Source organism: Photobacterium sp. GSS17, from assembly GCF_028621875.1.
GTDB lineage: Bacteria > Pseudomonadota > Gammaproteobacteria > Enterobacterales > Vibrionaceae > Photobacterium > Photobacterium ganghwense.
Genome location: NZ_CP117517.1, coordinates 499,488 through 521,446, shown reverse-complemented (window position 1 = coordinate 521,446; position 21,959 = coordinate 499,488). Strand labels below are relative to the sequence as shown.

General features: G+C 54.2%; 18 protein-coding genes. 14 read left to right on the top strand and 4 right to left on the bottom strand.

Going from position 1 to position 21,959, the window contains the following annotated elements; all coding sequences use genetic code 11:
* Positions 1-20: 20 nt before the first annotated feature.
* From PGW97_RS02445 to PGW97_RS02430, 4 genes are all read left to right on the top strand, one after another.
* On the top strand, positions 21-632 hold the full coding sequence (locus PGW97_RS02445) for a TRIC cation channel family protein (protein WP_047886435.1): 612 nt from the start codon (positions 21-23) through the stop codon (positions 630-632).
* A gap of 198 nt (positions 633-830) precedes the next feature.
* The gene (locus PGW97_RS02440) at positions 831-1,259 is read left to right on the top strand and encodes a VOC family protein (RefSeq protein WP_273858518.1); all 429 of its coding nucleotides are present in this window, start codon (positions 831-833) and stop codon (positions 1,257-1,259) included.
* A gap of 46 nt (positions 1,260-1,305) precedes the next feature.
* On the top strand, positions 1,306-2,286 hold the full coding sequence (locus PGW97_RS02435) for a questin oxidase family protein (protein WP_273858517.1): 981 nt from the start codon (positions 1,306-1,308) through the stop codon (positions 2,284-2,286).
* On the top strand, positions 2,283-2,912 hold the full coding sequence (locus tag PGW97_RS02430) for a flavodoxin family protein (protein WP_273858515.1): 630 nt from the start codon (positions 2,283-2,285) through the stop codon (positions 2,910-2,912). The genes PGW97_RS02435 and PGW97_RS02430 overlap by 4 nt, the downstream gene beginning before the upstream one ends.
* A gap of 107 nt (positions 2,913-3,019) precedes the next feature.
* On the opposite strand, the gene tyrS is transcribed toward PGW97_RS02430, so the two are convergent.
* Positions 3,020-4,207 carry a tyrosine--tRNA ligase gene (tyrS, locus tag PGW97_RS02425; protein WP_047886431.1) on the bottom strand — a complete coding sequence of 396 codons (1,188 nt, stop codon included), beginning with the start codon at positions 4,205-4,207 and terminating at the stop codon, positions 3,020-3,022.
* A 127-nt stretch (positions 4,208-4,334) separates the two neighbouring features.
* Between tyrS and PGW97_RS02420 the strand changes: the two genes are divergently transcribed.
* On the top strand, positions 4,335-5,654 hold the full coding sequence (locus PGW97_RS02420; protein WP_047886430.1) for a peptidoglycan DD-metalloendopeptidase family protein: 1,320 nt from the start codon (positions 4,335-4,337) through the stop codon (positions 5,652-5,654).
* A 148-nt stretch (positions 5,655-5,802) separates the two neighbouring features.
* On the opposite strand, the gene erpA is transcribed toward PGW97_RS02420, so the two are convergent.
* Both erpA and clcA read right to left on the bottom strand, forming a co-directional pair.
* On the bottom strand, positions 5,803-6,144 hold the full coding sequence (erpA, locus tag PGW97_RS02415; RefSeq protein WP_047886429.1) for an iron-sulfur cluster insertion protein ErpA: 342 nt from the start codon (positions 6,142-6,144) through the stop codon (positions 5,803-5,805).
* 60 nt (positions 6,145-6,204) lie between these two features.
* Positions 6,205-7,608, bottom strand: a complete 1,404-nt coding sequence (clcA, locus tag PGW97_RS02410) for a H(+)/Cl(-) exchange transporter ClcA (protein ID WP_047886428.1) — start codon at positions 7,606-7,608, stop codon at positions 6,205-6,207.
* 262 nt (positions 7,609-7,870) lie between these two features.
* Between clcA and hemL the strand changes: the two genes are divergently transcribed.
* The 4 genes from hemL (at position 7,871) to PGW97_RS02390 (ending at position 15,494) form a co-directional block, all read left to right on the top strand.
* Positions 7,871-9,166, top strand: a complete 1,296-nt coding sequence (gene hemL, locus PGW97_RS02405; protein WP_273858511.1) for a glutamate-1-semialdehyde 2,1-aminomutase — start codon at positions 7,871-7,873, stop codon at positions 9,164-9,166.
* Positions 9,167-9,522: 356 nt separating this feature from the next.
* Complete coding sequence (locus tag PGW97_RS02400) at positions 9,523-10,608, top strand: AI-2E family transporter (protein WP_047886426.1); 1,086 nt, start codon at positions 9,523-9,525, stop codon at positions 10,606-10,608.
* Between the two features lie 162 nt (positions 10,609-10,770).
* Positions 10,771-11,793: a 16S rRNA (guanine(1207)-N(2))-methyltransferase RsmC gene (gene rsmC / locus PGW97_RS02395; RefSeq protein WP_273858508.1), complete on the top strand. Its 1,023-nt coding sequence runs from the start codon at positions 10,771-10,773 to the stop codon at positions 11,791-11,793.
* 314 nt (positions 11,794-12,107) lie between these two features.
* Positions 12,108-15,494 (top strand): response regulator, encoded by a 3,387-nt coding sequence (locus PGW97_RS02390; RefSeq protein ID WP_273858507.1) that lies wholly within the window; start codon positions 12,108-12,110, stop codon positions 15,492-15,494.
* Here PGW97_RS02390 and PGW97_RS02385 read toward each other — a convergent pair.
* Positions 15,487-15,777 (bottom strand): hypothetical protein, encoded by a 291-nt coding sequence (locus PGW97_RS02385; protein ID WP_146149664.1) that lies wholly within the window; start codon positions 15,775-15,777, stop codon positions 15,487-15,489. The genes PGW97_RS02390 and PGW97_RS02385 overlap by 8 nt on opposite strands.
* A gap of 353 nt (positions 15,778-16,130) precedes the next feature.
* On the opposite strand from PGW97_RS02385, the gene PGW97_RS02380 reads away from it, so the two are divergent.
* From PGW97_RS02380 to PGW97_RS02360, 5 genes are all read left to right on the top strand, one after another.
* Complete coding sequence (locus PGW97_RS02380; protein ID WP_273858506.1) at positions 16,131-17,813, top strand: ABC transporter substrate-binding protein; 1,683 nt, start codon at positions 16,131-16,133, stop codon at positions 17,811-17,813.
* Positions 17,814-17,951: 138 nt separating this feature from the next.
* A complete protein-coding gene (locus PGW97_RS02375) occupies positions 17,952-18,938 on the top strand; it encodes an ABC transporter permease (protein ID WP_047886422.1) in 987 nt (328 codons plus the stop codon).
* A 2-nt stretch (positions 18,939-18,940) separates the two neighbouring features.
* Positions 18,941-19,966 (top strand): ABC transporter permease, encoded by a 1,026-nt coding sequence (locus tag PGW97_RS02370; protein WP_047886421.1) that lies wholly within the window; start codon positions 18,941-18,943, stop codon positions 19,964-19,966.
* The gene (locus PGW97_RS02365) at positions 19,966-20,946 is read left to right on the top strand and encodes an ABC transporter ATP-binding protein (RefSeq protein ID WP_047886420.1); all 981 of its coding nucleotides are present in this window, start codon (positions 19,966-19,968) and stop codon (positions 20,944-20,946) included. The genes PGW97_RS02370 and PGW97_RS02365 overlap by 1 nt, the downstream gene beginning before the upstream one ends.
* Before the next feature lie 15 nt (positions 20,947-20,961).
* On the top strand, positions 20,962-21,957 hold the full coding sequence (locus tag PGW97_RS02360) for an ABC transporter ATP-binding protein (RefSeq protein WP_273858503.1): 996 nt from the start codon (positions 20,962-20,964) through the stop codon (positions 21,955-21,957).
* The last annotated feature ends 2 nt before the right edge of the window (positions 21,958-21,959 follow it).

The window sequence follows — 21,959 nt, the reverse complement described above, 5'->3', positions numbered from 1 at the left end:
TTGCGCAGGCGAGTAACCCCATGCTTATCTACATTCTTGATATGTTCGGAACGGCCGTGTTTGCCGCTTCGGGCGTTTTGCTGGCTGGCCGTCTCCGGATGGACCCGTTTGGGGTCGTGGTACTGGCCAGCGTCACGGCTATCGGCGGCGGTACCATCCGTGATATGGCGCTCGGCGCAACGCCGGTCTTCTGGATCACCGATACCAACTACCTGTGGGTGATCTTTATTACCTGCCTCATCAGCATGGTGGCAATCCGGCGCCCGCGGCAAATGCCTTGGTATATCCTGCCGGTTGCAGATGCCATCGGACTTGCCGTATTTGTCGCGATTGGCGTCGAGAAAGCCCTGCGCTTTGGTGCCACCCCGATGGTCGCGGTCATAATGGGGGTCATTACCGGCTGTGGCGGTGGGGTGATACGTGATGTGCTTGCCCGCGAAATCCCGATGGTTCTGCGTACCGAAGTCTATGCGACCGCCTGTATTCTTGGGGGAATTGTGCACACGGTGGCGCTGATAATGGGCGTGGAAACCGCACTGGCAACGCTGGTCGGCGTCATCACTACCCTAAGCATTCGACTGGCCGCTATCCGCTGGCACCTGTCATTGCCAACCTTCGCCTTAAGAAATTGATCCAGCCAGCAAAATAGCCTCAGTTTTTGCACCCATACATAAAAAGACTGCCAAACAGGCGGTCTTTTTTACGTCCCACACTAATTAAATAAACAAAAAACTTTATTTATCCACACCACCGTCTATCCTATTAGTAAATCAAAAACATTACTAATATGCTTTTACTAAAACCATACGCAATATACTTCAGGAGGCAACATGAGCACTGATCACGTCCCGTATGTCGAACACGCCAATCTCACCGTCAGCAACATTGACCACAGCATCGCATTTCTGCAAACCGCCCTGCCCGGTTTCTCTGTCCGACATCGCGGTCAGAGCGAGCTCTATCGCTGGTGCCATATTGGCACTGAACACACTTACCTGGCCCTGCAGGATGTCGTGAATCGCGACAAGATCGATCGTGCGCCTTACCTCGACAGCGGAATCAATCACATCGGTCTGGTCACGCAGGATGTTGACGGCGTCAGACAGCGCTTACTGGCTGCCGGTTATCAGGAAAATGACATCGAAACCACACACCCGTGGCGAAAACGCTGTTACTTCTGGGATCCCAACGGCATTGAGTGGGAGTTTGTCGAATACCTCAGTGACGATCCCGCCCAGCGCAACGACTATCACCTATAACCAAAGTACCCATCCGTTTTCTGTTTACGGCAACCAGGAGAAAGGCATGTTTCATCCTATTTCTGAGCACTGCTTGCAACTGATCCGTCAAGGGCAACGGTATGATCCTGTCTACGGCCGCGGTCTGGCCAACCACTTGCCAATGGCGTTGGCCGCCCTGGCTTTTCAGGGGGCGTCCGAGAACCAACTGGATGCGTTTTATCACCACTATGCCGGCCAGTTGGTGCCCATGCGTCCGGCCTGCACCGATGCACAAACGCCGACACTCGGCAATAGGGCCGATTTCGGCCGATTTCTGTCCCGTTATCGCAGGCAAATCCACCAGCAGGGAATTGAGCAAACCGTGCGCCATGCCCTGCCCGAACTACTGCCAGGGCTGATCAGCGCCGCTTTTCATGGGGTGATCCGCCTCAGCTACGGCGTTACCCTGCAAGATCCCGACGAAGTGGCCATTGCCCTGGCCTACTGGGCCAGTGAATACCAAACCCTGGGGGCGTTGCACCAAAGTGAGACGATACAGGCCGAGCAGCAATTGCGTCTTGTGCAGCATCACTTTGCCGCGCACTCATATCAGCCCGGCCTTATTGTCGATCGGATCGCTGAACTCAGCAGCCTGCCCGACTTTGCATCGCTTGCCGTCATTCCGGCCGATTTAAACGAGTCGCTGGTCGCCCGGATCACGATCCGTCACTATCTTGCCACCAACAATTTCACCCTGCTGCACGGGGTTACCGGTTTTCAGGCCCTGCACCAATTGCAGCCTTACCTCGCTGAGCCAGCGCTGGCGCTACGCTACTACTGGCAGGCCTTCGTCGCTGCGTTGGGGGTTGCCGGGACTGCTGCGCCTCCAGTCTCGATTAGGGATTGTCCGCCGTTACAGTGGGCCCACAGGCAGGCGCAAACCTGCACCAGCGATGATGATCACACTATCAAGCTGATCTATAGCTGCCAGTACCTGTATCACCATTTTTCGTTGCCGGAATACCCGGCCGCTATCATGAGGCGACTTGCCAAGGAGAACCCATGACCTCAGTCTTTATTGTCTACTTTTCCCAATCCGGCTGTACCGAACAATTAGCCCAGGCGTGCGCGGCGGGAGTCAACCAACAGCCAGGGGCACACGCGACGATCTATCCGATCCGGGGGGAGCGCATCCTCAACGGCCGATTTCGCGATCCGGCGTTATTCAGGGCGTTGGCCAATGCCGATGCGATCATCTTTGGTACCCCGACGTTCATGGGCGGACCGGCGGCTCAATTTAAAGCATTCGCCGATGCCAGCAGTGAAAATTGGGAGCAGCAACACTGGCGCGATAAGCTGGCCGCAGGTTTTACCGTCGGCGGTAGCTTCAATGGCGAGCAAGGGAGTACCCTGCAGTCTCTGATCACTCTGGCGTGCCAACATGGCATGTTATGGGTGGGAATGGATATGCCCTTCAGCTATACCGACAAATCAATCAACCGCCTTGGTGTCCAATACGGCAGTTCAGCCCATGCACCGGAAGGGACGGTTCATGCTCAGGATTTAGCCACAGTTCGCCATCTGGGCAGCCGTGTCGCGAGACTGGCAGCACAGCAAGTCATTGCCCGACAGTGTGCCCAAGCGACAGACAGCCAATTGGCCCCAGAACCTGTCTTATCGCAGTTGATGTAGCTGAAGCTGAAGCTGAAGCCATTTCCGGCTTTTGCATTTATCCGGAGGCATAAACAAACAAAGGCGCCTGAGGCGCCTTTGTGGTGTGTCACGGGTATAAATCGGAATTATTTTACGGTAACACGGGCAAATTTACGCTTGCCGACCTGGTATACGTTCGTACCAGCCGCTGGAACCAGCTTGGTATCATCCAGCTTTTCACCGTCGATCTTCACCGCGCCCTGACGAATCATACGCAGTGCGTCAGACGTTGAATTCACCAGATCAGCGTCTTTCAGCAGGTTAGAAATGGCAATTCCGGCTTCAAACTCGAATTCCGGCATTTCATCTGGCATTGCACCTTTCTGGAAGCGGTTGATGAACTCCTGCTCTGCCGCGTCAGCATCCGCTTCAGAGTGGAAACGAGCGATGATTTCTTTCGCCAGCAGAATTTTCACATCACGAGGGTTCTTACCTGCTGCGATGTCTGCTTTGAACTGCTCGATTTCTTCCAGCGGACGGAAAGACAGCAGCTCGTAGTAGTTCCACATCAGGTCATCAGAAATCGACATGATCTTACCGAACATTTCACTTGGCGCATCAGCCACACCGATGTAGTTGTTAGCCGACTTAGACATTTTCTTCACGCCGTCCAGACCGACCAGCAGTGGTAGCGTCAGTACAACCTGTGGTTTCTGACCGTTGGCTTTTTGCAGCTCACGGCCCATCAGCAGGTTGAATTTCTGGTCGGTACCGCCCAGCTCAACGTCAGTGTGCATCGCCACCGAGTCATAGCCCTGCAGCAGCGGGTACATGAATTCGTGAATAGCGATTGGACGGCCTTCCGTGTAACGTTTTTTGAAGTCGTCACGCTCTAGCATGCGAGCAACCGTCTGGTTAGCCGCCAGACGAATCATGCCTTCTGCGCCCAGCTCGGACAGCCAGGTCGAGTTGAACTCAATCTTGGTTTTCGCCGGATCCAGGATTTTGAACACCTGCTCTTTGTAAGTTTCGGCATTACGCAGTACGTCTTCGCGTGTCAGCGGCGGACGCGTGGTGTTTTTGCCGGTTGGATCACCGACCATCCCGGTGAAGTCACCGATTAGAAACGTCACATCATGGCCCAGTTCCTGGAACGTACGTAGCTTGTTCAGAATAACAGTGTGGCCCAGGTGAATATCCGGTGCTGTCGGATCGGCACCCAGCTTGATGCGCAGTGGACGGTTTTCTTTCAGCTTGGCAATCAGCTCTTCTTCCGGAATCAGCTCATCAACACCACGCTTAATTTCAGCTAATGCTTGTTCAATACTGGCCATTCTTGTTCGCTCCCACAGAATTGGCAAAAAAGTAATAATCGTCAATATTACTTGAATAGCGATGTTTTTTGAAACCAGTTAGACTACAGGTTGATTTATTTTTTCCTAATACACAAAAAAATCACTAATGCTATTAACGATACTGCGCCGGCTGCCAAGGATGCACCAAGTCTCAATCACAGTGATTACCCTGTTTATGGGGTTGTTGCTGTTGTGGCCGGGCACCGAGGATAGCGCCCATCCGGAGCGAAAATTCGAACCCGGCAAACATTACCCGCTGGCTCTGGATCTGAACATCACCCAGCTTCGACCGATGGCCGGGGAAGAAAAACCGGCAATTCCGGCTTTGCGCTGGAAAGAGTATAAGGTTAAGCCGGGTGAAAGCCTGGCCGTGGTGTTTGATAAAGTCGGCCTCTCTCCTCTTGATCTCTACCAACTCGTCAACGCTGATGAAGGCACCAAAGAACTCGCCAACCTACGTCCCGGTGAAACCCTTCGCTTCGGGTTTGATGAAAAAAACCAGTTAGTTCAACTTGTTCAGCCACAAAGCGCGACAGAACGCCTGATCGTCACGCGCACGGCTGACAGCTTCTACTCCGCCAAAGAAAGCAAACAAGTCGACATCCAGCTTAATTACGCCCAGGCTATTATCACTTCCAGCTTCTGGAACGCCGCCGACAAAGCCGGACTGACCGCCAACCAGATCATGGAACTGGCTGGCATTTTTGGCTGGGATATCGACTTTGCCCTCGACATTCGGGCCGGAGACAGTTTTTCCGTCCTGTTTGAAGAAAAGCTGGTGGAAGGCGAGCCTATTGGCCGCGGCGATATTCTGGCAGCCACCTTCACCAACCTAGGCCAGACTTTTACCGCCGTGCGTAGTGAAGACGGCAAATACTATGATGCAGAAGGACGCGCCATGCGTAAGGCCTTCCTGCGCTCGCCGATAAACTTCCGCTACGTCAGCTCCAACTTCAACCCGCGTCGCCTTCACCCGGTCACCGGACAAGTGAAAGCACACCGTGGAACTGACTATGTCGCGCCGGTCGGCACCCCAATCTGGGCCGCCGGTGACGGAGTGGTCATGAAATCCGGCTATAACCAGTTTAACGGCAACTATGTCTTTATCCGCCACAGTTCCACCTACATCACCAAATACCTGCACATGACCAAGCGCAAGGTCAAAACCGGCGATCGGGTCAAACAGGGAGAAGTCGTCGGGACTCTCGGCGGCACCGGTCGGGTTACCGGCCCACACCTGCATTATGAGTTCCTGGTCAACGGCGTGCACAAAAATCCGCGCACGGTGGATCTGCCGCAGGCCCGCTCGCTGAGCGGCAAAGAGAAAACCCGCTTCAAGGCGCACGCCCGCGAGCGAATGGCGCAACTGAACCAGTTCAGCCAGTTCATTGCAGATAACAGCCCGCTACTGACAAACCGCAGTTAAGCGGTCCAAACCAGCGCGACCCAAACACAGCCCCTAGACCAGGGCATTCCCATATATGCAGCCCGGCGCCACAGGGCGCTTTCCGGACATAAAAAAACCGCAACATCAGGTTGCGGTTTTTTTGTCTCGCGCAGGGCGCACAGCCAGCTTACACGCTGAATGATGCCCCACAACCACAAGTCGTGGTCGCATTCGGGTTGTTCACAAAGAAGCGTGAACCTTCCAAACCTTCGGTATAGTCAACAATGCCGCCGATCAGGTACTGCAGACTCATAGGGTCAACGACCAAGGTTACGCCACTGTTTTCGATGGTGAAATCACCTTCATTCACTTTTTCGTCAAAGGTGAACCCGTACTGGAAACCGCTACAACCACCACCAGTGATGTAAACACGCAGTTTCAGATTCGGGTTTTCTTCTTCGGCGATCAGCGATTTGACTTTATTCGCTGCAACATCGGAAAAACTCAGCGGCAAATTAGCATCGCTCATTCAAAACCTCTCAAATACACTCGGTCATTGCGTTGATTATCTAATACCTGACTATCTCGTTCAAGTATTGACCACCTCTGAGGACGACTGCTGGGCCATTTTTTCTTTCGCAATGGTACGATGCAGCAGTTGCGAGTAAATAGGCTGTCCACCCAGAACCTGCGCCAGCATGGTCGCGCCCAGGGTCGTAATAATCAGCGGCAGGATCAGATGATAGTTGTTCGTCATCTCAATCACCAGCAATATACCGGTAATCGGTGCCCGCACCGTCGCGGCGAACAGCGCTCCCATTCCGGCAATCGCAAACATTCCGGCGTCCAGCCCCATATCCGGAAAAAGGTGTTGCGCCACGGCACCGAAGAACGTGCCGAATAAGGTCCCCAGAGCCAACATCGGGGCAAAAATGCCGCCGGGCGCGCCAGAGCCAAAACACAACAGGGTTGTCGCTACCCGCGCCACAAAAAGCAGAAACAGCAGCCCGACCCCGTACTCGCCCTGGGTCGCACTCGGAATCAGGCCGATCCCACCGCCGGTCAGTTCCGGCAAATAGAGCAGCAACAAGCCAAAACAGCCGCCTAACAAGGTACCTGTCAGCAGGTAACGGCGCCGTTCGTTACGGTGAACCCTGACGAACAAATCCTGCGCCAGCGTGATCAAGCGGTTAAAAATTACGCCGAAAATACCAAACAGCATCCCGAGGATCAGAAACAGCCACAGCGAATGCAAGTGCGGCGCGGCATATTGCGGCATGGTGATCACTGCGTTCTGGCCGGCGATACTGCGAAAGACGATATTGGCCACAACCGCTGAAATCATCACGCATTTTATCGAGATCAGGCTGTAACGAAACTGCGGCCGCATCTCCTCAACCACAAACATGATACCGGCCAGCGGAGCATTGAACGCTGCGGCCAGCCCGCCAGCAGCCCCGGACGCCAGCAACGCGTGACGGCCTTCTTTGTCTTTCAGGCGGAACAGGTCGGAGACCATGCGCCCGATATTGCCGCCCATCTGCACCGAGGGGCCTTCCCGCCCCAGAACCATACCGGAGCCCAGCGCCCCCAACCCGCCGATAAATTTGACCGGCAGCACCCGCCACCAGCGTACCGGACGGATATCATCCATCGCCCCTTCAATTTCCGGGATCCCGGAGCCTGCCGCCTCGGGCGCAAATCGGCTGACCAGGTAATAACCGACCAGCGCCAGCCCGGCACTGATCAGAAACGCCGACAACCACAGCGGCAACACATTGCTGATTTCATTGCGCAGCCATTCGGTGCGCTGCTCCGAGACCCAATGCACCGAGATTTCAAACAGCGTTGACAGCAACCCGGCTCCCAGTCCGACCAGCGCCGACAGAAACAGAACTGAAATCGGGGTTTTATCGCGGGAAAGAAAGCGCCGTACCAGCCCGCTGGGCTGCAGTCGTTCAGGCGCAGGAGTGCCTTGGTTTGTATCCGTCATTGAACTCGCCGTATGTCGATGATATCCCGTGGAACCGGGGCAAAAAGAAAGGGACGCGAAGCGTCTTACCAAGGATAGTCGACCCGCTCTGGTTTTTACATCGGCATTCTTGAAAACTAGCTTTTCATTGCTGCACGCAATTTTCCGCGCTAAGAGGTTGAGCTGACGCAGAGTTCCCCCGCCGGGAAATTGAAAGCCCCCCACCGCCTAGGTACAATGCCGGGCAGTTCACATCGGACAATTATTCAAACAGGACAACCCTATGAGCAAATCAGCTGATTTATTTGCCAAAGCGCAACAAACAATCCCAGGTGGGGTTAACTCTCCGGTACGTGCTTTCACCGGCGTCGGCGGTACTCCGCTCTTTATCGAACGAGCAGATGGCGCGTATATCTTTGATGCAGACGGCAAAGCCTACATTGATTACGTGGGCTCATGGGGTCCGATGATTCTGGGCCACAACCACGTGGCAATCCGCGATGCCGTTATTGAAGCGGCTCAGCGCGGCCTGAGCTTCGGTGCGCCGACAGAAATGGAAATCACCATGGCTGAGCTGGTGTCGAAGCTGGTGCCGTCAATGGAAATGGTTCGTATGGTCAGCTCTGGTACCGAAGCCACCATGAGCGCCATTCGTCTGGCTCGTGGCTACACCAACCGCGACAAAATCATCAAGTTTGAAGGCTGCTACCACGGCCACGCCGACTGCCTGCTGGTGAAAGCCGGTTCTGGCGCCCTGACGCTGGGCCAGCCAAGCTCACCAGGTGTACCGGCAGATTTTGCCAAGCACACTCTGACCTGTACCTTCAACGATCTGGACTCAGTTCGTGAAGCCTTTGTTGAGCACCCAGAGCAGATCGCCTGTATCATCGTTGAGCCAGTAGCCGGCAACATGAACTGCATCCCACCGGTTCCGGGCTTCCTGGAAGGCCTGCGTGAGATCTGTGACGAATTTGGCGCTCTGCTGATTCTGGATGAAGTGATGACCGGTTTCCGTGTTTCACACGGCGGGGCACAGGGTTATTACAACATCAAACCTGACCTGACAACGCTGGGTAAAGTGATCGGCGGCGGGATGCCGGTAGGTGCCTTCGGTGGCCGTCGTGATGTGATGGAATACATTGCGCCAACCGGTCCGGTATACCAGGCGGGTACCCTGTCCGGTAACCCAGTAGCCATGGCTGCCGGCCACGCCTGTCTGAGCGTTCTGACTCAGCCTGGCAATGAGCAGCGTCTGGCTCACACCACTCAGCGTCTGGCGGAAGGCTTCCAGGCTCTGGCTGACAAATACGGCATCCCACTGAAAACCCATCAGGTCGGCGCTATGTTCGGTTTCTTCTTCACTGACCAAGAAACGGTTAACTGCTACGGCGATGTGGCGAAGTGTGATATCGAACGCTTCAAGCGCTTCTTCAACCTGATGCTGGAGAAGGGCGTTTACCTGGCTCCGTCCGCCTACGAAGCCTGCTTTACCTCTCTGGCGCACGGTGACAAAGAGATTGAAGCCACGCTGGATGCGGCAGAATTCGCGTTTGCCAAACTGGCAGAAGAAGCGGCGTAATTCGCATCGTCCAACCCTACAATGCCGCTCAACGAGCGGCATTGTACTATCTGCAAGTCGCCGTTTTCAGCCCGAAAGCGTGCTAGGGTTGCCAGGCTGAGTTTTATATCTGGATATGGAGAACAACCTATTGCCAGAACAGCACAGTCAGAACCGCTATCCCCAAAACCACCCACAGTGCCAGTGGCGCCCGGCGCTTTTTCTTTTCATCGCATCCGCAATCACAGCACCCCATCGCAAACTCCTTAATATTTCCTGAACAGGCTACATTGATAATTGCCACACCTGACCGGTGATGCAATCATAAGTACCACAAAACAGTATCATACAACACTGACCTTAATAAGGATTTGACCGTGCCGTCTTCCGTCAAAATCGAGTCCCGCCATTGGGTACTCATTGCGGCGCTTGCGCTTGCCGCCTACGCCAGTTACCAGCTGATTGCGCCTTATCTCGGCCCCATCGTCATGGCCTTTATCATCTCGCTGCTGTTTTACCCGATCCACTGCCGGATCAGCCACCGACTGCCGACATTACCCAATCTCTCAGCCGTGCTGTCCTGCACCCTGCTGACCTTTATGATCGTGATCCCGCTGCTGGTGGTCTTCAGCTCTATCATTCATCAGGGCTCAACGTTTTCCCGCGACAGCTACAACTGGCTGACAACCGGGGGCGTCAAGGAGGTGCTGGGGCACCCGTATGTGGTCAAACTGATGGCACTGTTCGATAAATATCTGCCCTTTGAACCGCTGGATGCCCAGGAAATTGTCCGCAAAATCGCGGCAACAGCCTCTAAATTTGGCGCCCAACTGCTGAACACCAGCGCCAAGCTGCTCGGGGATGCCACTAACTTTCTGATCAACTTCATGCTGATGCTGTTTGTGCTGTTCTTCCTGCTGCGGGATCATGACCGCATCGTCGCCACGATCCGCCATGTATTGCCGCTCTCCCGCAGCCAGGAAGACGCCGTACTGAACGAAGTCGAGCAAGTGGCCAAATCGGCAGTTCTGGGCTCTTTCCTGACGGCGCTGGCACAAGGCGCAGCAGGTGGCTTTGCCATGTGGCTGGCTGGATTCCCAGGGCTGTTCTGGGGCTCAATGATGGCATTTGCCTCGCTGATCCCAGTGGTCGGCACCGCGCTGATCTGGATCCCGGCGACCCTGTATCTTCTGCTCGTCGGTCAATGGGAATGGGCTCTGTTCCTGGCCATCTGGTGTGCCGTCGTGGTGGGCTCCATCGATAACTTCCTGCGGCCAATGCTGATGCAAGGCAGCTCAGGCATGAGCACTTTGCTGATCTTTTTCTCAATCATCGGCGGGTTGAACGTCTTCGGACTGATCGGCCTGATTTACGGGCCAATTATTTTTGCCATCACTCTGGTGCTATTCAAACTGTATGAAGTGGAATTCAAAGATTTCCTCCGTCATCAGGATGAGCACTGAGTCAGGCGCCTCAGTTTTACCGCCGTCCCCGCACGGCTTATGCCCGGGGACACGGCACCTTGCCTAACATCAGCCGGACGGCCCCGCCCTCCGGCTTTTCTTATCCCTGAATTTATGGAACAATTCGCGCCCCATATTCCTGTCACCGTTTCTGAGGCCGATATGTCCTATAGTGCTGCAAGCCAAGTCGCTCTCCGCCAGATTGAGTTTTTTGAAAACCGCAATGTCCTGATTGCCGGTGAGCTGGCGGATACGTTTCCGATTGAGCTGGCGCAAACCGCCGCCTCGGTCACAGTCTTTACCACCAACTACGGGTTCTACCGCTCTCTGGCTGCGCGCCCTCAGGTAACTGCCCATTTTGGTGCCGAATTTGACGGTGACGCCGCATCCATCGATATGATCCTGCTTTACTGGCCGAAAGCCAAAGCGGAAGCGGAATACCTAATGGCCATGCTATTGGCGAAAGTGGCGCCGGGCACCGAGATTTGTGTGGTAGGAGAGAACCGCAGCGGCGTGCGCAGCGCCGAAAAAATGTTTGGCCCATTTGGTCCACTGACCAAATACGACTCGGCCCGACGCTGCAGTTTTTACTGGGGTCGCTGTGACCACAGTGCACCAGCGTTTGTCCTGCAGGACTGGTTCCGCAGCTACCCGCTGGAGCTGGGCGGACAAAGCCTGACGATCCGTTCGCTGCCAGGCGTTTTCAGCCACGGGGAGTTTGATAAAGGATCCGAACTTCTGTTGAACACTCTGCCGGCACTGCACGGCAAGGTACTGGACTTCGGTTGTGGTGCCGGTGTTATTGGTGCATTCATGAAAGCCAACCACCCGGACATTGACCTGGAACTGTGTGACATCAGCGCGCTAGCCATCGCCTCAGCACAGGAAACCTTCCGTGTTAATCAGCTGGAAGCCCGTTTTACCGCAACGGATGTGTACAGCGACATTCAGGGTCACTACGATTTTCTGATCAGCAACCCGCCGTTTCACGCCGGCCTGAAAACCTTCTACGCCGCCACAGAAACCTTGATTGCTGAAGCCCCCCAGCACCTGACCACTGGTGGCGAGTTGATCATTGTCGCCAACAGCTTCCTGCGTTACCCGCCGCTGATCGAAGCCAGCCTGGGCCACTGTGAGCAGCCTGCCGGCAACAATAAATTCAACATTTACGCCGCGAAAAAATAGCGTAATGTCCTTTCGTTACCCGGTGAGTTTCACCGTCTCACCGGGTAAAAATACCGACAAATCCCGTCAATATGGGCAAAAAACAGCCCCTCCCAACCGTTAACTCCGTCAATTCTGTGTGTCGCCACACGCTTCCCCGCCTGCTTTCTTGATAATGCAAAAAAACCACGTATAAGGTGACAGAAGATCCCATTTTTCGTGTTATGACGTAAATTTCGTCAAAATAAGAGCATTTTATCACTGTCACGCCAGTCAGCTTCCGCCAAAGAAGCCGGCTGCATTTAGAGTATTACAGGTAAATTTCAGGCACCGGAATGCAGAAGACTACCCGTTTCAAGCGACTGCAGCATACCCTAATGCTGGCATTTCTCGTTCTCAGTATCACTCCCCTGCTCCTCTCAGCATTATTTTTCCTTCGCTCCCACACCACTGATTTAGCAGAGCAAAGTACCAATCACCTGGCGTCATTGCTCGACAACAAACGCAAGCAGTTGGAGAGCTTCATTACGGCCCGGGAATCGGAAGTGCAGAGCTTTGCCCGCTCTGAGCTGGCCAATGCCAGTGGCGGACGGTTCTACGGCTTGGTCGGTGCTTATAACCAACTGGGTGACATCAGCGGGCAATTGCAGGAACTCGGTCGCAGCACATATTTTACGGAGCGGCTGACCATGAGGGCGCCGGCTGAGAACGGAGCCACGAATTACGCCAGCCATGAACGATACCGGCTGATGTACAAACGCTATAACTGGGCTTTCGACGAATACCTTAAGCGGTCACATTTCAGCGACATTCTGCTGGTCGACTTACAGGGCAATATTGTCTATTCCGCCAACAGTCCCGAGACATTCAGCGTCAACCTGCAGCAAACCACCCACACGTTTCAGGCACTGAGCACTACTTTTACCGCGATTTCGACCCTCACCCGGCAATCCGGCCACAGCTCGGATCAGGTTCCGGTCGTATTCACGGATTTCAGTGCTGAGCCAGATCACCCGGATCTCGCCGCCTGGTTTGCCGCCCCCATCATTCAGCAAGGCTATCTGCACAGTTATGTCTTTTTTAAGCTAAGTAACCGCTCCATCCGGGACATTCTCAGCGACACCGTGGCCACAACCAATCATCAGGTGCAGACCCTGTTGGTAGGCCAGGATCACCGCTCATTGCTGCCGCAAAGTACTCAGGCCCCCGCGACCTATTCCAGCCCGAGCATCGATCAGGCACTGGCCGGCAACAGCGGCGTGGGCAGCTTTGCCAACTTCAGCGGGGTGCCGGTACTGAGCGCCTTCGCCCCCATCAGCCTCAAGGGCAGTGAGTGGGCGCTGGTCGTCGAGCTGCCGGAAAAAGAAGCCTTTGCCCGCATTCGCCAGCTGGAAAAAATCTTCTTTGCGGCTATGCTGACGGCCGTGGTGCTGGTGATCATCGCTTCGCACTGGCTCTCCAACTCCATCACCGCGCCTTTGTTGCGCCTGACCTGGGCCGCTGAGCGGGTATCCGCCGGGGATCTGGATCAGAAGATAGGAAGCACCGAGCGCAGCGACGAAATCGGCCGCCTGGCCACCAGCTTTGCCCGCATGCAGTCTTCCATTCGGGATAAAATCACCCTGATCCGCGAACAAAACACGGAGCTGGAGCAAAACCTGCTGGTGATACGGCAGAAGAACAACGAGCTGCAGACCGCTGATAAACTGAAAGATGAGTTTCTGGCCACCACATCCCATGAACTGCGGACCCCGCTGCACGGGATGGTCGGCATCGCCGAATCGCTGCTGGCCGGTGCCAACGGCCCGTTACAACATTCGCAACGACGCCAGCTGGAGATCATCATCAATAGCGGCCAGCGCCTGACCAACCTGGTCGATGATCTGCTGGATTATCATAAGATGCGTTATGGCGATCTTGATATACAGCGCCATGCGGTAGATCTGGCCTCGGCCGTGCGTCTGGTACTGGAGCTGTCCAGCCACCTACTGGGCAACAAGCCGATCCGCATCATCAACCAGATCCCTGATGACCTGCCGCTGGTGCTGGGCGATGAGCAGCGTATCGAGCAGGTACTGTACAACCTGGTCGGTAACGCCATCAAATACACCTCTGAAGGTAAGATCATCCTTTCAGCCACGATTTTGCAAAAGCAGCTTCGGATTCAGGTCGTAGATACCGGCCAGGGGATCCCTGCCGAGCAGCTGGAGCATATCTTTGAGCCGCTGACCCAGGCCAATACGCAATCCGCCCATTACCGCCAGGGCTCCGGACTGGGGCTGTCCATTAGCCGCCAGCTGGTGGATTTAATGGGGGGACGCCTGTACGTCAGCAGCCAACCGATGATAGGCACTACGTTCAGCTTCACCCTGAACCTGGCCAGCGAGCATGACATTGCTAACAGTCAGTTGGCCAACCGCAACCTTCACTTTCAGGCTCCGATCAGCGACCCAACGGTGTGTGAGCTGGAAGATTTACCGGATAATCCGGATGGCGACCTGTTGCTGGTCGTGGATGATGAACCGGTCAACCTGCAAGTTCTGCATAACTTCCTGCGACTGGAAGGGTATCGGGTGATCACTGCAGAAAGTGGCCAGCAGGCGCTTCAGCTGGTTGATGAACAACAGCCCGCACTGGTGTTGCTGGATATTATGATGCCGGAGATGTCCGGCTATGAAGTCTGTGAGCAACTGCGGAAAACCTACAGCATGCTGGATTTACCCATCATCATGCTTTCTGCCCTGGGACAGGTTCAGGATCGGGTACGCGGCTTTGAATCCGGTGCCAACGATTACCTGACCAAGCCATTCAATAAAGAAGAGCTGACCGCCCGGATCGGGGCACACCTGAAAGCTGGACAAACTGAACGCCAGCGCCTGGAAAATCAGATCTTGGCCGAAGAAGTGGCACGGCGAAAAGAAACGGAAGCGGGCCTGCTGGAAACCCAGAGCCGCCTGCTTGGGCTGCTCGAATCCACCAATGAAGCGATACTCTGTGTCCGTAACGACGGCCTTATACGCTATGCCAACAGCGCCGCCGGTAAACTGTTTGAACGCACTCCTGAGCAACTGGAGCGCCACAACCTTTACGATATTCTGGCCACTCATCTGCCAGAAGACATCGCCAGCCGCCACCATTTCCACGGCAAGCTGATGTTCCGCATCGGGGATGGCCTCAGTTCCCTGAGCACTGACGTGATTAACCTGCCGGAAGCCTCCGGGTTACAGCGGATGTTTATTTTTGACAACCACGGTCCGACTGAAGAGCACCGTATCAAAGTGCTGGAAAATGCCGTCGACGTTTTATCCGGCTTTGCCTTCAACCGTGACCGGCACAGCCTGGACCAACTCCGTCATCTGGGCGAGGAATTCAGCGAACTGGCGGATCGCCTGGATGACAAAGGCGGCAGCAAGCACGATACCCTGCGCGAACTGCTGGTCGATACCATGAAGACCACCCTTGGCGTCTGGGAACGCTATACCAGGAAAACCAAATTTGAACTGGCCGAAGAAAGCGGGCTCTGGCGGGTCTACCTCGACCGCAGTACCCTGCAAACCCGGACACTGGATAAATACCTGCACCTTGAAACTCTGCCCAAAACACCGCGCTGGCGCACGGTACTCAGCACCGTGGATTTTGTGCTGGAACGCTGTCAGGTGCCCGCCGATGAAAGAGAACAACTGCAACTGATGAGGCAGCAACTGCAACACCTTATCAGCTGATCTCTGCCGGGATGCCTCCTTGCTTCGGTATAAACCGCGCCTTTTTCAAGCCCGCCTGGCGGGCTTTTTTTCGCCTCAAATTATGCGTTGTAAAAACCGAAAAAACGCCTTCTCCAGTCGGATTTATACTGGTCAATTTCCCATCAAAAGCTGTTTTTTCAGCCTCGTTCCGTCTTGGAAACGGGGTTAATACGTATTCTGAGAGCATAATCACAACAAATGCAGGGGATAAATTTTCCGCAAGGAAATATCCTCCCAACTCCTCTCCCGTTACATCACTCACTCCAAAGTCAGCCACTAAACATCAATAAAATAAAAGTAAAAATCGATAGTAAACGCTCACATTGAAAATGTAATCGATAAAATTATCTGTGAGATACCGCACAGAGGATTTCCGCCGCTGAGGCAGATCACACTCAGATATTTACGGTTTTAACGGTACCACCGGGTATTTTGACGGTTTTAACGGGAAGCCAGATTGACCTATTTGTTATTCCGGAGTTTCCTTAAGGTCACTGAGAGCCTACAAGGCCATTTGTTTGGGCCGCGTTACTCAGCTCAGATGAAGTAGGTTTGAGGGTCCCGTTCAACGGGTATTTTCATAAGTGAAACAAAAGCAAAGAGTAAGGAACAGCTATGCTTGCCAATATCAAAAAAACTCAGTTAGCACTCGCCGTTGTCGCCGCCGCGTCAACCCTGGTAACCGCGCCGGTGGCTTCTGCTGCTGAACGCAGTGAGCTGACTATCGTACCTCAGTTTTATCCTACAATGGTCCGTAACTTTAACCCGTTCCTGGATACCGATCTGGACACCACCACCGAGTTCATCTACGAGCCACTGGTGATTTTTAACCAGATGCACGGTAACGAGCCGGTTATGCGTATCGCGAAAAACTACTACATGTCTGACGACCTGATGCAGGTAACGTTTGAACTTCGCGATGGGGTTAAGTGGTCTGACGGCAAACCTTTCACCGCCAAAGACGTGGTTTACACACTGGAACTGCTGAAGAAAAAGCCTGAGCTGGACCGTACCGGTATCAATAACTGGGTCACGGCAGTGAAGCAGCAGGGCAACAACAAAGTGATCTTCAGCCTAACAGAAGCCACTTCTAACGCGCCGTTTGAAATTGCCAAAGTGCCAATCGTGCCAGAACACATCTGGAGCAAGATTAAGAACCCAGAGTCGTTCACCAATGACAATCCGGTCGGCTCCGGTGCTTTCACCGAGATCGACACCTTCACTCCACAGCTGTATGTTCAGTGCCGTAACCCACACTACTGGGATAACGACAATCTGGACGTAGATTGTCTGCGCGTTCCGCAGATTGCCGGTAACGACCAGTTGCTGGCGAAAATCATCAACTCGGAGCTGGACTGGACCTCATCGTTCATTCCTGACATCGACAGCACGTATGCAGCAGCAAACCCTAACCACAAATACTGGTATCCTGCGGCCGGTACACAATCCTTCCTGCTGAACTACAAGTCGCCGAAAGAAGGCAACCACGAAGCAATCAATGATGTCGAGTTCCGCCGTGCTTTCTCTATGGCACTGGATCGCCAGACCATCATCGATATCGCGTTCTACGGCAACGGCAAACCTAACAACTACGCCTCGGGCCTCGGCGAAGCCTTTGCTTCCTGGTCTGACAATACCATCTACAACAAGTACAAAGGCTTCAACACCTACAACACCGCAAATTCCAAAGCGCTGCTGAAGAAAGCCGGCTACAAAGATATTGATGGTGACGGCTTTGTTGAAACCCCAACCGGTAAGAAGATTGAGCTGGAAGTTCAGTCGCCGAATGGCTGGACTGACTTCAACAACACCGTTCAGCTAGCTGTTGAGCAACTGCAGGAAGTCGGCATCAACGCCAAAGCCCGTACTCCGGACTTCGCGGTTTACAACAAAGCGATGCAGGACGGTACCTACGATGTGGCCTACACCAACTTCTTCCACGGTGCAGATCCTCACACTTACTGGAATGATGGCTACAACTCCGCACTGCAGGAAGGTGAAGGTAAGCCTCGTTTTGCCATGCACCACTACAAGAGCGCGGAGCTGGATAAACTGCTGAACAGTTTCTATAAGACCGCTGATAAAGATGAGCAGCTGAAAATTGCCCACAGCATTCAGAAGATCATCGCTGAAAACCAGATCACTGTGCCTGTCATGTCCGGCGCATTTAACTTCCAGTACAACACGACCCGCTTTGACGGTTGGTGGAATGAAAACAATCCGAAAGGCCGTCCGATGATTTGGGCCGGTGTTCAGGAACGTGTCCTTCAGGTACTGGATCTGAAACCTAAGTCGTAAGTTCTGCTTCATTTGCGGTGCGCCCCTTGTGCACCGCCTCTTCCCCCTCACTTGTGCAATGTATGGCGCCAGTCGTCAGGGGGTTTTTCGTCCTGAATCCAGCCGCTAGTGAAGGGTTGGTTTGGAAAGGTGTGAGTTATGGGATTCTTTCTACGACGTTTGTCATTCTACTTTATCGCGTTCCTTGTGGCCGCTACGCTGAACTTTATCATACCGCGCGCCATGCCCGGCGACCCGGTGACCATGATGTTTGCTAACGCGACCGTACAGGTCACGCCAGAACGTATTGCCGCCATGTCAAAACTGCTCGGGTTTGTCGACGGGCCACTGTACGAACAGTATTTTACCTACCTTAAAAGCATTCTGAGCTGGAACCTGGGGATCTCTATCCAGACCTACCCTCAAACGGTCAACGACATGCTGGGTAACGCCGTAGGCTGGTCACTGTTCCTGGCCGGGACAGCAGTTATTCTTTCGTTCTGCATCGGCTCCATTCTGGGCATTTTTGCTGCCTGGAAACGCGGCAGTAAATACGATGCCTTCATCTCTCCGGCCATGCTGGTTGTGCAAGCTGTTCCTGCGGTGGTCACCGCCATGATCGCGCTGTACACCTTTTCCATCAGCATGCGCTGGTTTCCGACCGGTTATGCCTATACCCCCGGGGTAATTGCAGACTGGACCAGTCTTGAGTTTTACAAAAATGTGGCTTACCACGCCGTCCTGCCACTGGTTTGTGCCACCATCATCCAGATTGGTGGCTTCCTGATCAGCATGCGTAACAACATGATCAACCTGCTCAACGAAGATTACATCACCATGGCCAAAGGCAAGGGCCTGAGCGAAAACCGGGTCGTGTTCAACTACGCAGCCCGAAACGCCATGCTACCGAGTGTTACCGCTCTGTCGATGGCCCTAGGGATGGCTATCGGCGGCCAGTTGATTATCGAGATCATCTTCAACTATCCGGGTCTGGGTACCGTGCTGCTGAACGCCATTAACGGCCGGGATTACCAGGTTCTGCAAGGTCAACTACTGATCATGACCCTGTTCATGCTGTTCTTTAACTTCCTGGCCGACCTGCTTATCGTCGCGCTGGATCCTCGCCTACGCAAGGGAGGGAAATAATCATGAATGCACTAATTAAACTACTGAGTAACAACGGTAAGGCACTGCTGGGCCTGAGCATTATCTGCACCTTTATTCTGGCGGCCATTTTTGCCCCACTGATCACCAAGCATGCGCCGGATCGTAAAACCGGTAACCCACACGAGTACCCGGCATTTATCGTCAAAGCCGCCCAAAACAACCCGGATGGCTGGGTGGCAACCAACCTGGCAGACAACCGCCGTACCCTGCTGATGTCAAAAGAGGCCGATCACATGATGGGAACGTCCCGCATGGGCCGCGATATCTGGTCTCAGGTGGTTTACGGCACCCGTACCTCACTGGCTGTCGGCTTCGGTGCCGGTCTGGTGGTTTGTTTTCTGGCCACCGTTATCGGGGTATCAGCCGGATACTTTGGCGGCCGGGTGGATGACATCCTCACTGCCGCGATGAATATCATGCTGGTTATTCCGCAGTTCCCGCTGCTGTTTGTGATTGCCGCTTTCATTGGCCAGGCCGGGCCGGTCACCATTGCGATCGTCATCGGGATGACCTCCTGGGCGTGGGGAGCAAGGGTCGTCCGCGCTCAGACCCTCTCACTGCGGGAGAAAGAGTTCGTCAAAGCGGCAGAGGTTCTGGGGGAATCGTCATGGCGCATTATTTTCGTCGAAATTCTGCCTAACCTAGTCTCGATTGTCGGCGCAAGCTTCATTGGCTCCGTCATGTTGGCCATCATGACCGAAGCCACCCTTTCCTTCCTCGGACTGGGCGACCCGAATTCCATCAGCTGGGGCGTCATGCTTAACAACGTCCGCACCTCTTCGTCGATGCTGGTCGGCGCCTGGTGGGAACTGTTTGCACCGTGTCTGGCCCTGATCTTCATCGCCATCGGCCTGGCGCTGCTCAACTTTGCCGTCGATGAAATTGCCAACCCGCAACTGCGCTCTCACAAGGGAATGCGCCGCTGGAAGAACATGGCCAAGCAACAAAACACTGAAACAGAAGCTGAAATTAACGCTAAGCCTGCGCTGGAAGGGGGCGAAAAATAATGACCAATCCGCAAATTTCCATTCGAAACCTGTGCGTCGATTACATCACTGACGCTGGTGATGTCCGTGCCGTCAACAATGTCAGCTTTGACATCGGCAAGGGTGAAATCTTTGGTCTGGCGGGTGAGTCAGGCTGCGGTAAATCAACCGTTGCCTTCTCGCTGATGCGCCTGCATAAGCCACCCGCATTCATTACCGGCGGTGAAGTCATTTTCGACGGTCACGGCGATATCCTTAAACTCAGCGACTCGCAAATGAGTGCGTTTCGGTGGAGCGAAATCTCAATGGTGTTCCAGAGTGCGATGAACGCCCTGAACCCGGTGCTGCGTCTGGAAGAGCAGTTCTGCGATGTGATTATGCGCCATACCAACCTCAGCCGTGAGCAGGCCGTACGCCGGGCCGAAGGGCTGCTGGAAATTGTCGATATCCACCCGAGCCGACTGCAGGATTATCCGCACCAGTTTTCCGGCGGGATGCGTCAGCGTCTGGTGATCGCGATTGCTCTGGCTCTCAATCCGAAGATGATCATCATGGATGAGCCCACCACCGCACTGGATGTGGTGGTACAGCGTGAGATCCTGCAAAAGATCTACGCCCTGAAAGAAGAGTTCGGGTTTTCTATCCTGTTTATTACGCACGATCTGTCCCTGATGGTCGAGTTCTCCGATCGCATCGGGATCATGTACTCCGGTGAACTGGTGGAAGTGGCGCCTTCCAAACAAATCCTGGAACGCCCGTACCACCCCTACACCGAGGGACTGGGTAACTCGTTCCCGCCGCTGACCGGCCCAAAAACCCGGCTGACCGGGATTCCGGGGAACCCGCTTAACCTGCTGGAAATTCCTCAGGGTTGCCGTTTCCAGGCTCGCTGTAGCAAAGCCCATGACGCCTGTTTTCGTCAGGCAACTCAGCTGCGTCAGCTTGAACCCGGCCGTTTCAGCAACTGCCACCTATTCAACCAAAGCCGTTCATCCCAATAAGAATATGGAGGCATGATGAGCAAGCCAACCGGACAACCAATTATCGAAGGGAAGAACCTGATCAAAGACTTCCCGGTTAGCAGCAACTCGCTGAAAAAGTCCATGATGCGGGCAATCAATGACGTGTCATTCAAGATGTACAAGAGCCGTGGCTTGTCCGTTGTCGGGGAATCCGGCTCGGGCAAATCCACCACCGCGAAAATGATCGCCAAAATGTATGCGCCGACACACGGCCATATCGAATACTTTGGCCGTGACATCCGTACTATTGAAAAACGCGATGACCTGATGAAATACCGCCAGGGCGTCCAAATGGTCTGGCAGGATCCGTTTGGCTCCCTAAACCCGACCCATACCATTTTTCACCATATTGCCCGCCCGTTGCTGATTCATAACAAAGTCAGCAAAGGCAATAAAAAAGAGCTGGAAGACACCGTCTACAGCCTGCTGGAGCAAGTGGGCCTGATCCCGCCGAAGGCAACCGCCGAGAAATATCCGCACCAGCTGTCCGGGGGCCAGCGTCAGCGGGTCAACCTGGCGCGCAACATTGCGGTTGGGGCCGAAGTCGTGCTGGCCGATGAGCCCACTTCGATGCTGGATGTATCGATTCGCGCCGGAGTGCTCAACCTGATGGAAGAAATGAAATTCGAACGTGAAATGGCGCTGCTGTATATCACCCATGATATCGCAACGGCCCGTTATATCGCTGAAGATCTGGCTGTGATGTACGTCGGCCACATGGTTGAGTGGGGAGACACGGAAGAGATCATCCACGATCCGCAACACCCTTATACCCAGTTACTGGTTTCTGCCGTGCCGGATCCGAAAAAATCGATCCATGAGAAGCTGAAGGGGAACAAAGGGGAAATTCCACTGTGGACACCAGAGAGCCTCGGCTGCCCGTTTGCAGGTCGCTGCACCCACGCAACCGACAAATGCCGGACGCAACTACCAGGCATTACCCAGTTATCTGACAACCACTTTGTTCGTTGCTATCTGTATGAAAACTGATG

What these genes read in the sequence shown, in the direction of transcription:
- PGW97_RS02445 (WP_047886435.1), top strand. Translation starts at nt 21, where the DNA reads ATGCTTATCTACATTCTTGATATGTTCGGAACGGCCGTGTTTGCCGCT.
- PGW97_RS02440 (WP_273858518.1), top strand. Translation starts at nt 831, where the DNA reads ATGAGCACTGATCACGTCCCGTATGTCGAACACGCCAATCTCACCGTC.
- PGW97_RS02435 (WP_273858517.1), top strand. Translation starts at nt 1,306, where the DNA reads ATGTTTCATCCTATTTCTGAGCACTGCTTGCAACTGATCCGTCAAGGG.
- PGW97_RS02430 (WP_273858515.1), top strand. Translation starts at nt 2,283, where the DNA reads ATGACCTCAGTCTTTATTGTCTACTTTTCCCAATCCGGCTGTACCGAA.
- tyrS (WP_047886431.1), bottom strand. Translation starts at nt 4,207, where the DNA reads ATGGCCAGTATTGAACAAGCATTAGCTGAAATTAAGCGTGGTGTTGAT.
- PGW97_RS02420 (WP_047886430.1), top strand. Translation starts at nt 4,335, where the DNA reads ATGCTATTAACGATACTGCGCCGGCTGCCAAGGATGCACCAAGTCTCA.
- erpA (WP_047886429.1), bottom strand. Translation starts at nt 6,144, where the DNA reads ATGAGCGATGCTAATTTGCCGCTGAGTTTTTCCGATGTTGCAGCGAAT.
- clcA (WP_047886428.1), bottom strand. Translation starts at nt 7,608, where the DNA reads ATGACGGATACAAACCAAGGCACTCCTGCGCCTGAACGACTGCAGCCC.
- hemL (WP_273858511.1), top strand. Translation starts at nt 7,871, where the DNA reads ATGAGCAAATCAGCTGATTTATTTGCCAAAGCGCAACAAACAATCCCA.
- rsmC (WP_273858508.1), top strand. Translation starts at nt 10,771, where the DNA reads ATGTCCTATAGTGCTGCAAGCCAAGTCGCTCTCCGCCAGATTGAGTTT.
- PGW97_RS02390 (WP_273858507.1), top strand. Translation starts at nt 12,108, where the DNA reads ATGCAGAAGACTACCCGTTTCAAGCGACTGCAGCATACCCTAATGCTG.
- PGW97_RS02380 (WP_273858506.1), top strand. Translation starts at nt 16,131, where the DNA reads ATGCTTGCCAATATCAAAAAAACTCAGTTAGCACTCGCCGTTGTCGCC.
- PGW97_RS02375 (WP_047886422.1), top strand. Translation starts at nt 17,952, where the DNA reads ATGGGATTCTTTCTACGACGTTTGTCATTCTACTTTATCGCGTTCCTT.
- PGW97_RS02370 (WP_047886421.1), top strand. Translation starts at nt 18,941, where the DNA reads ATGAATGCACTAATTAAACTACTGAGTAACAACGGTAAGGCACTGCTG.
- PGW97_RS02365 (WP_047886420.1), top strand. Translation starts at nt 19,966, where the DNA reads ATGACCAATCCGCAAATTTCCATTCGAAACCTGTGCGTCGATTACATC.
- PGW97_RS02360 (WP_273858503.1), top strand. Translation starts at nt 20,962, where the DNA reads ATGAGCAAGCCAACCGGACAACCAATTATCGAAGGGAAGAACCTGATC.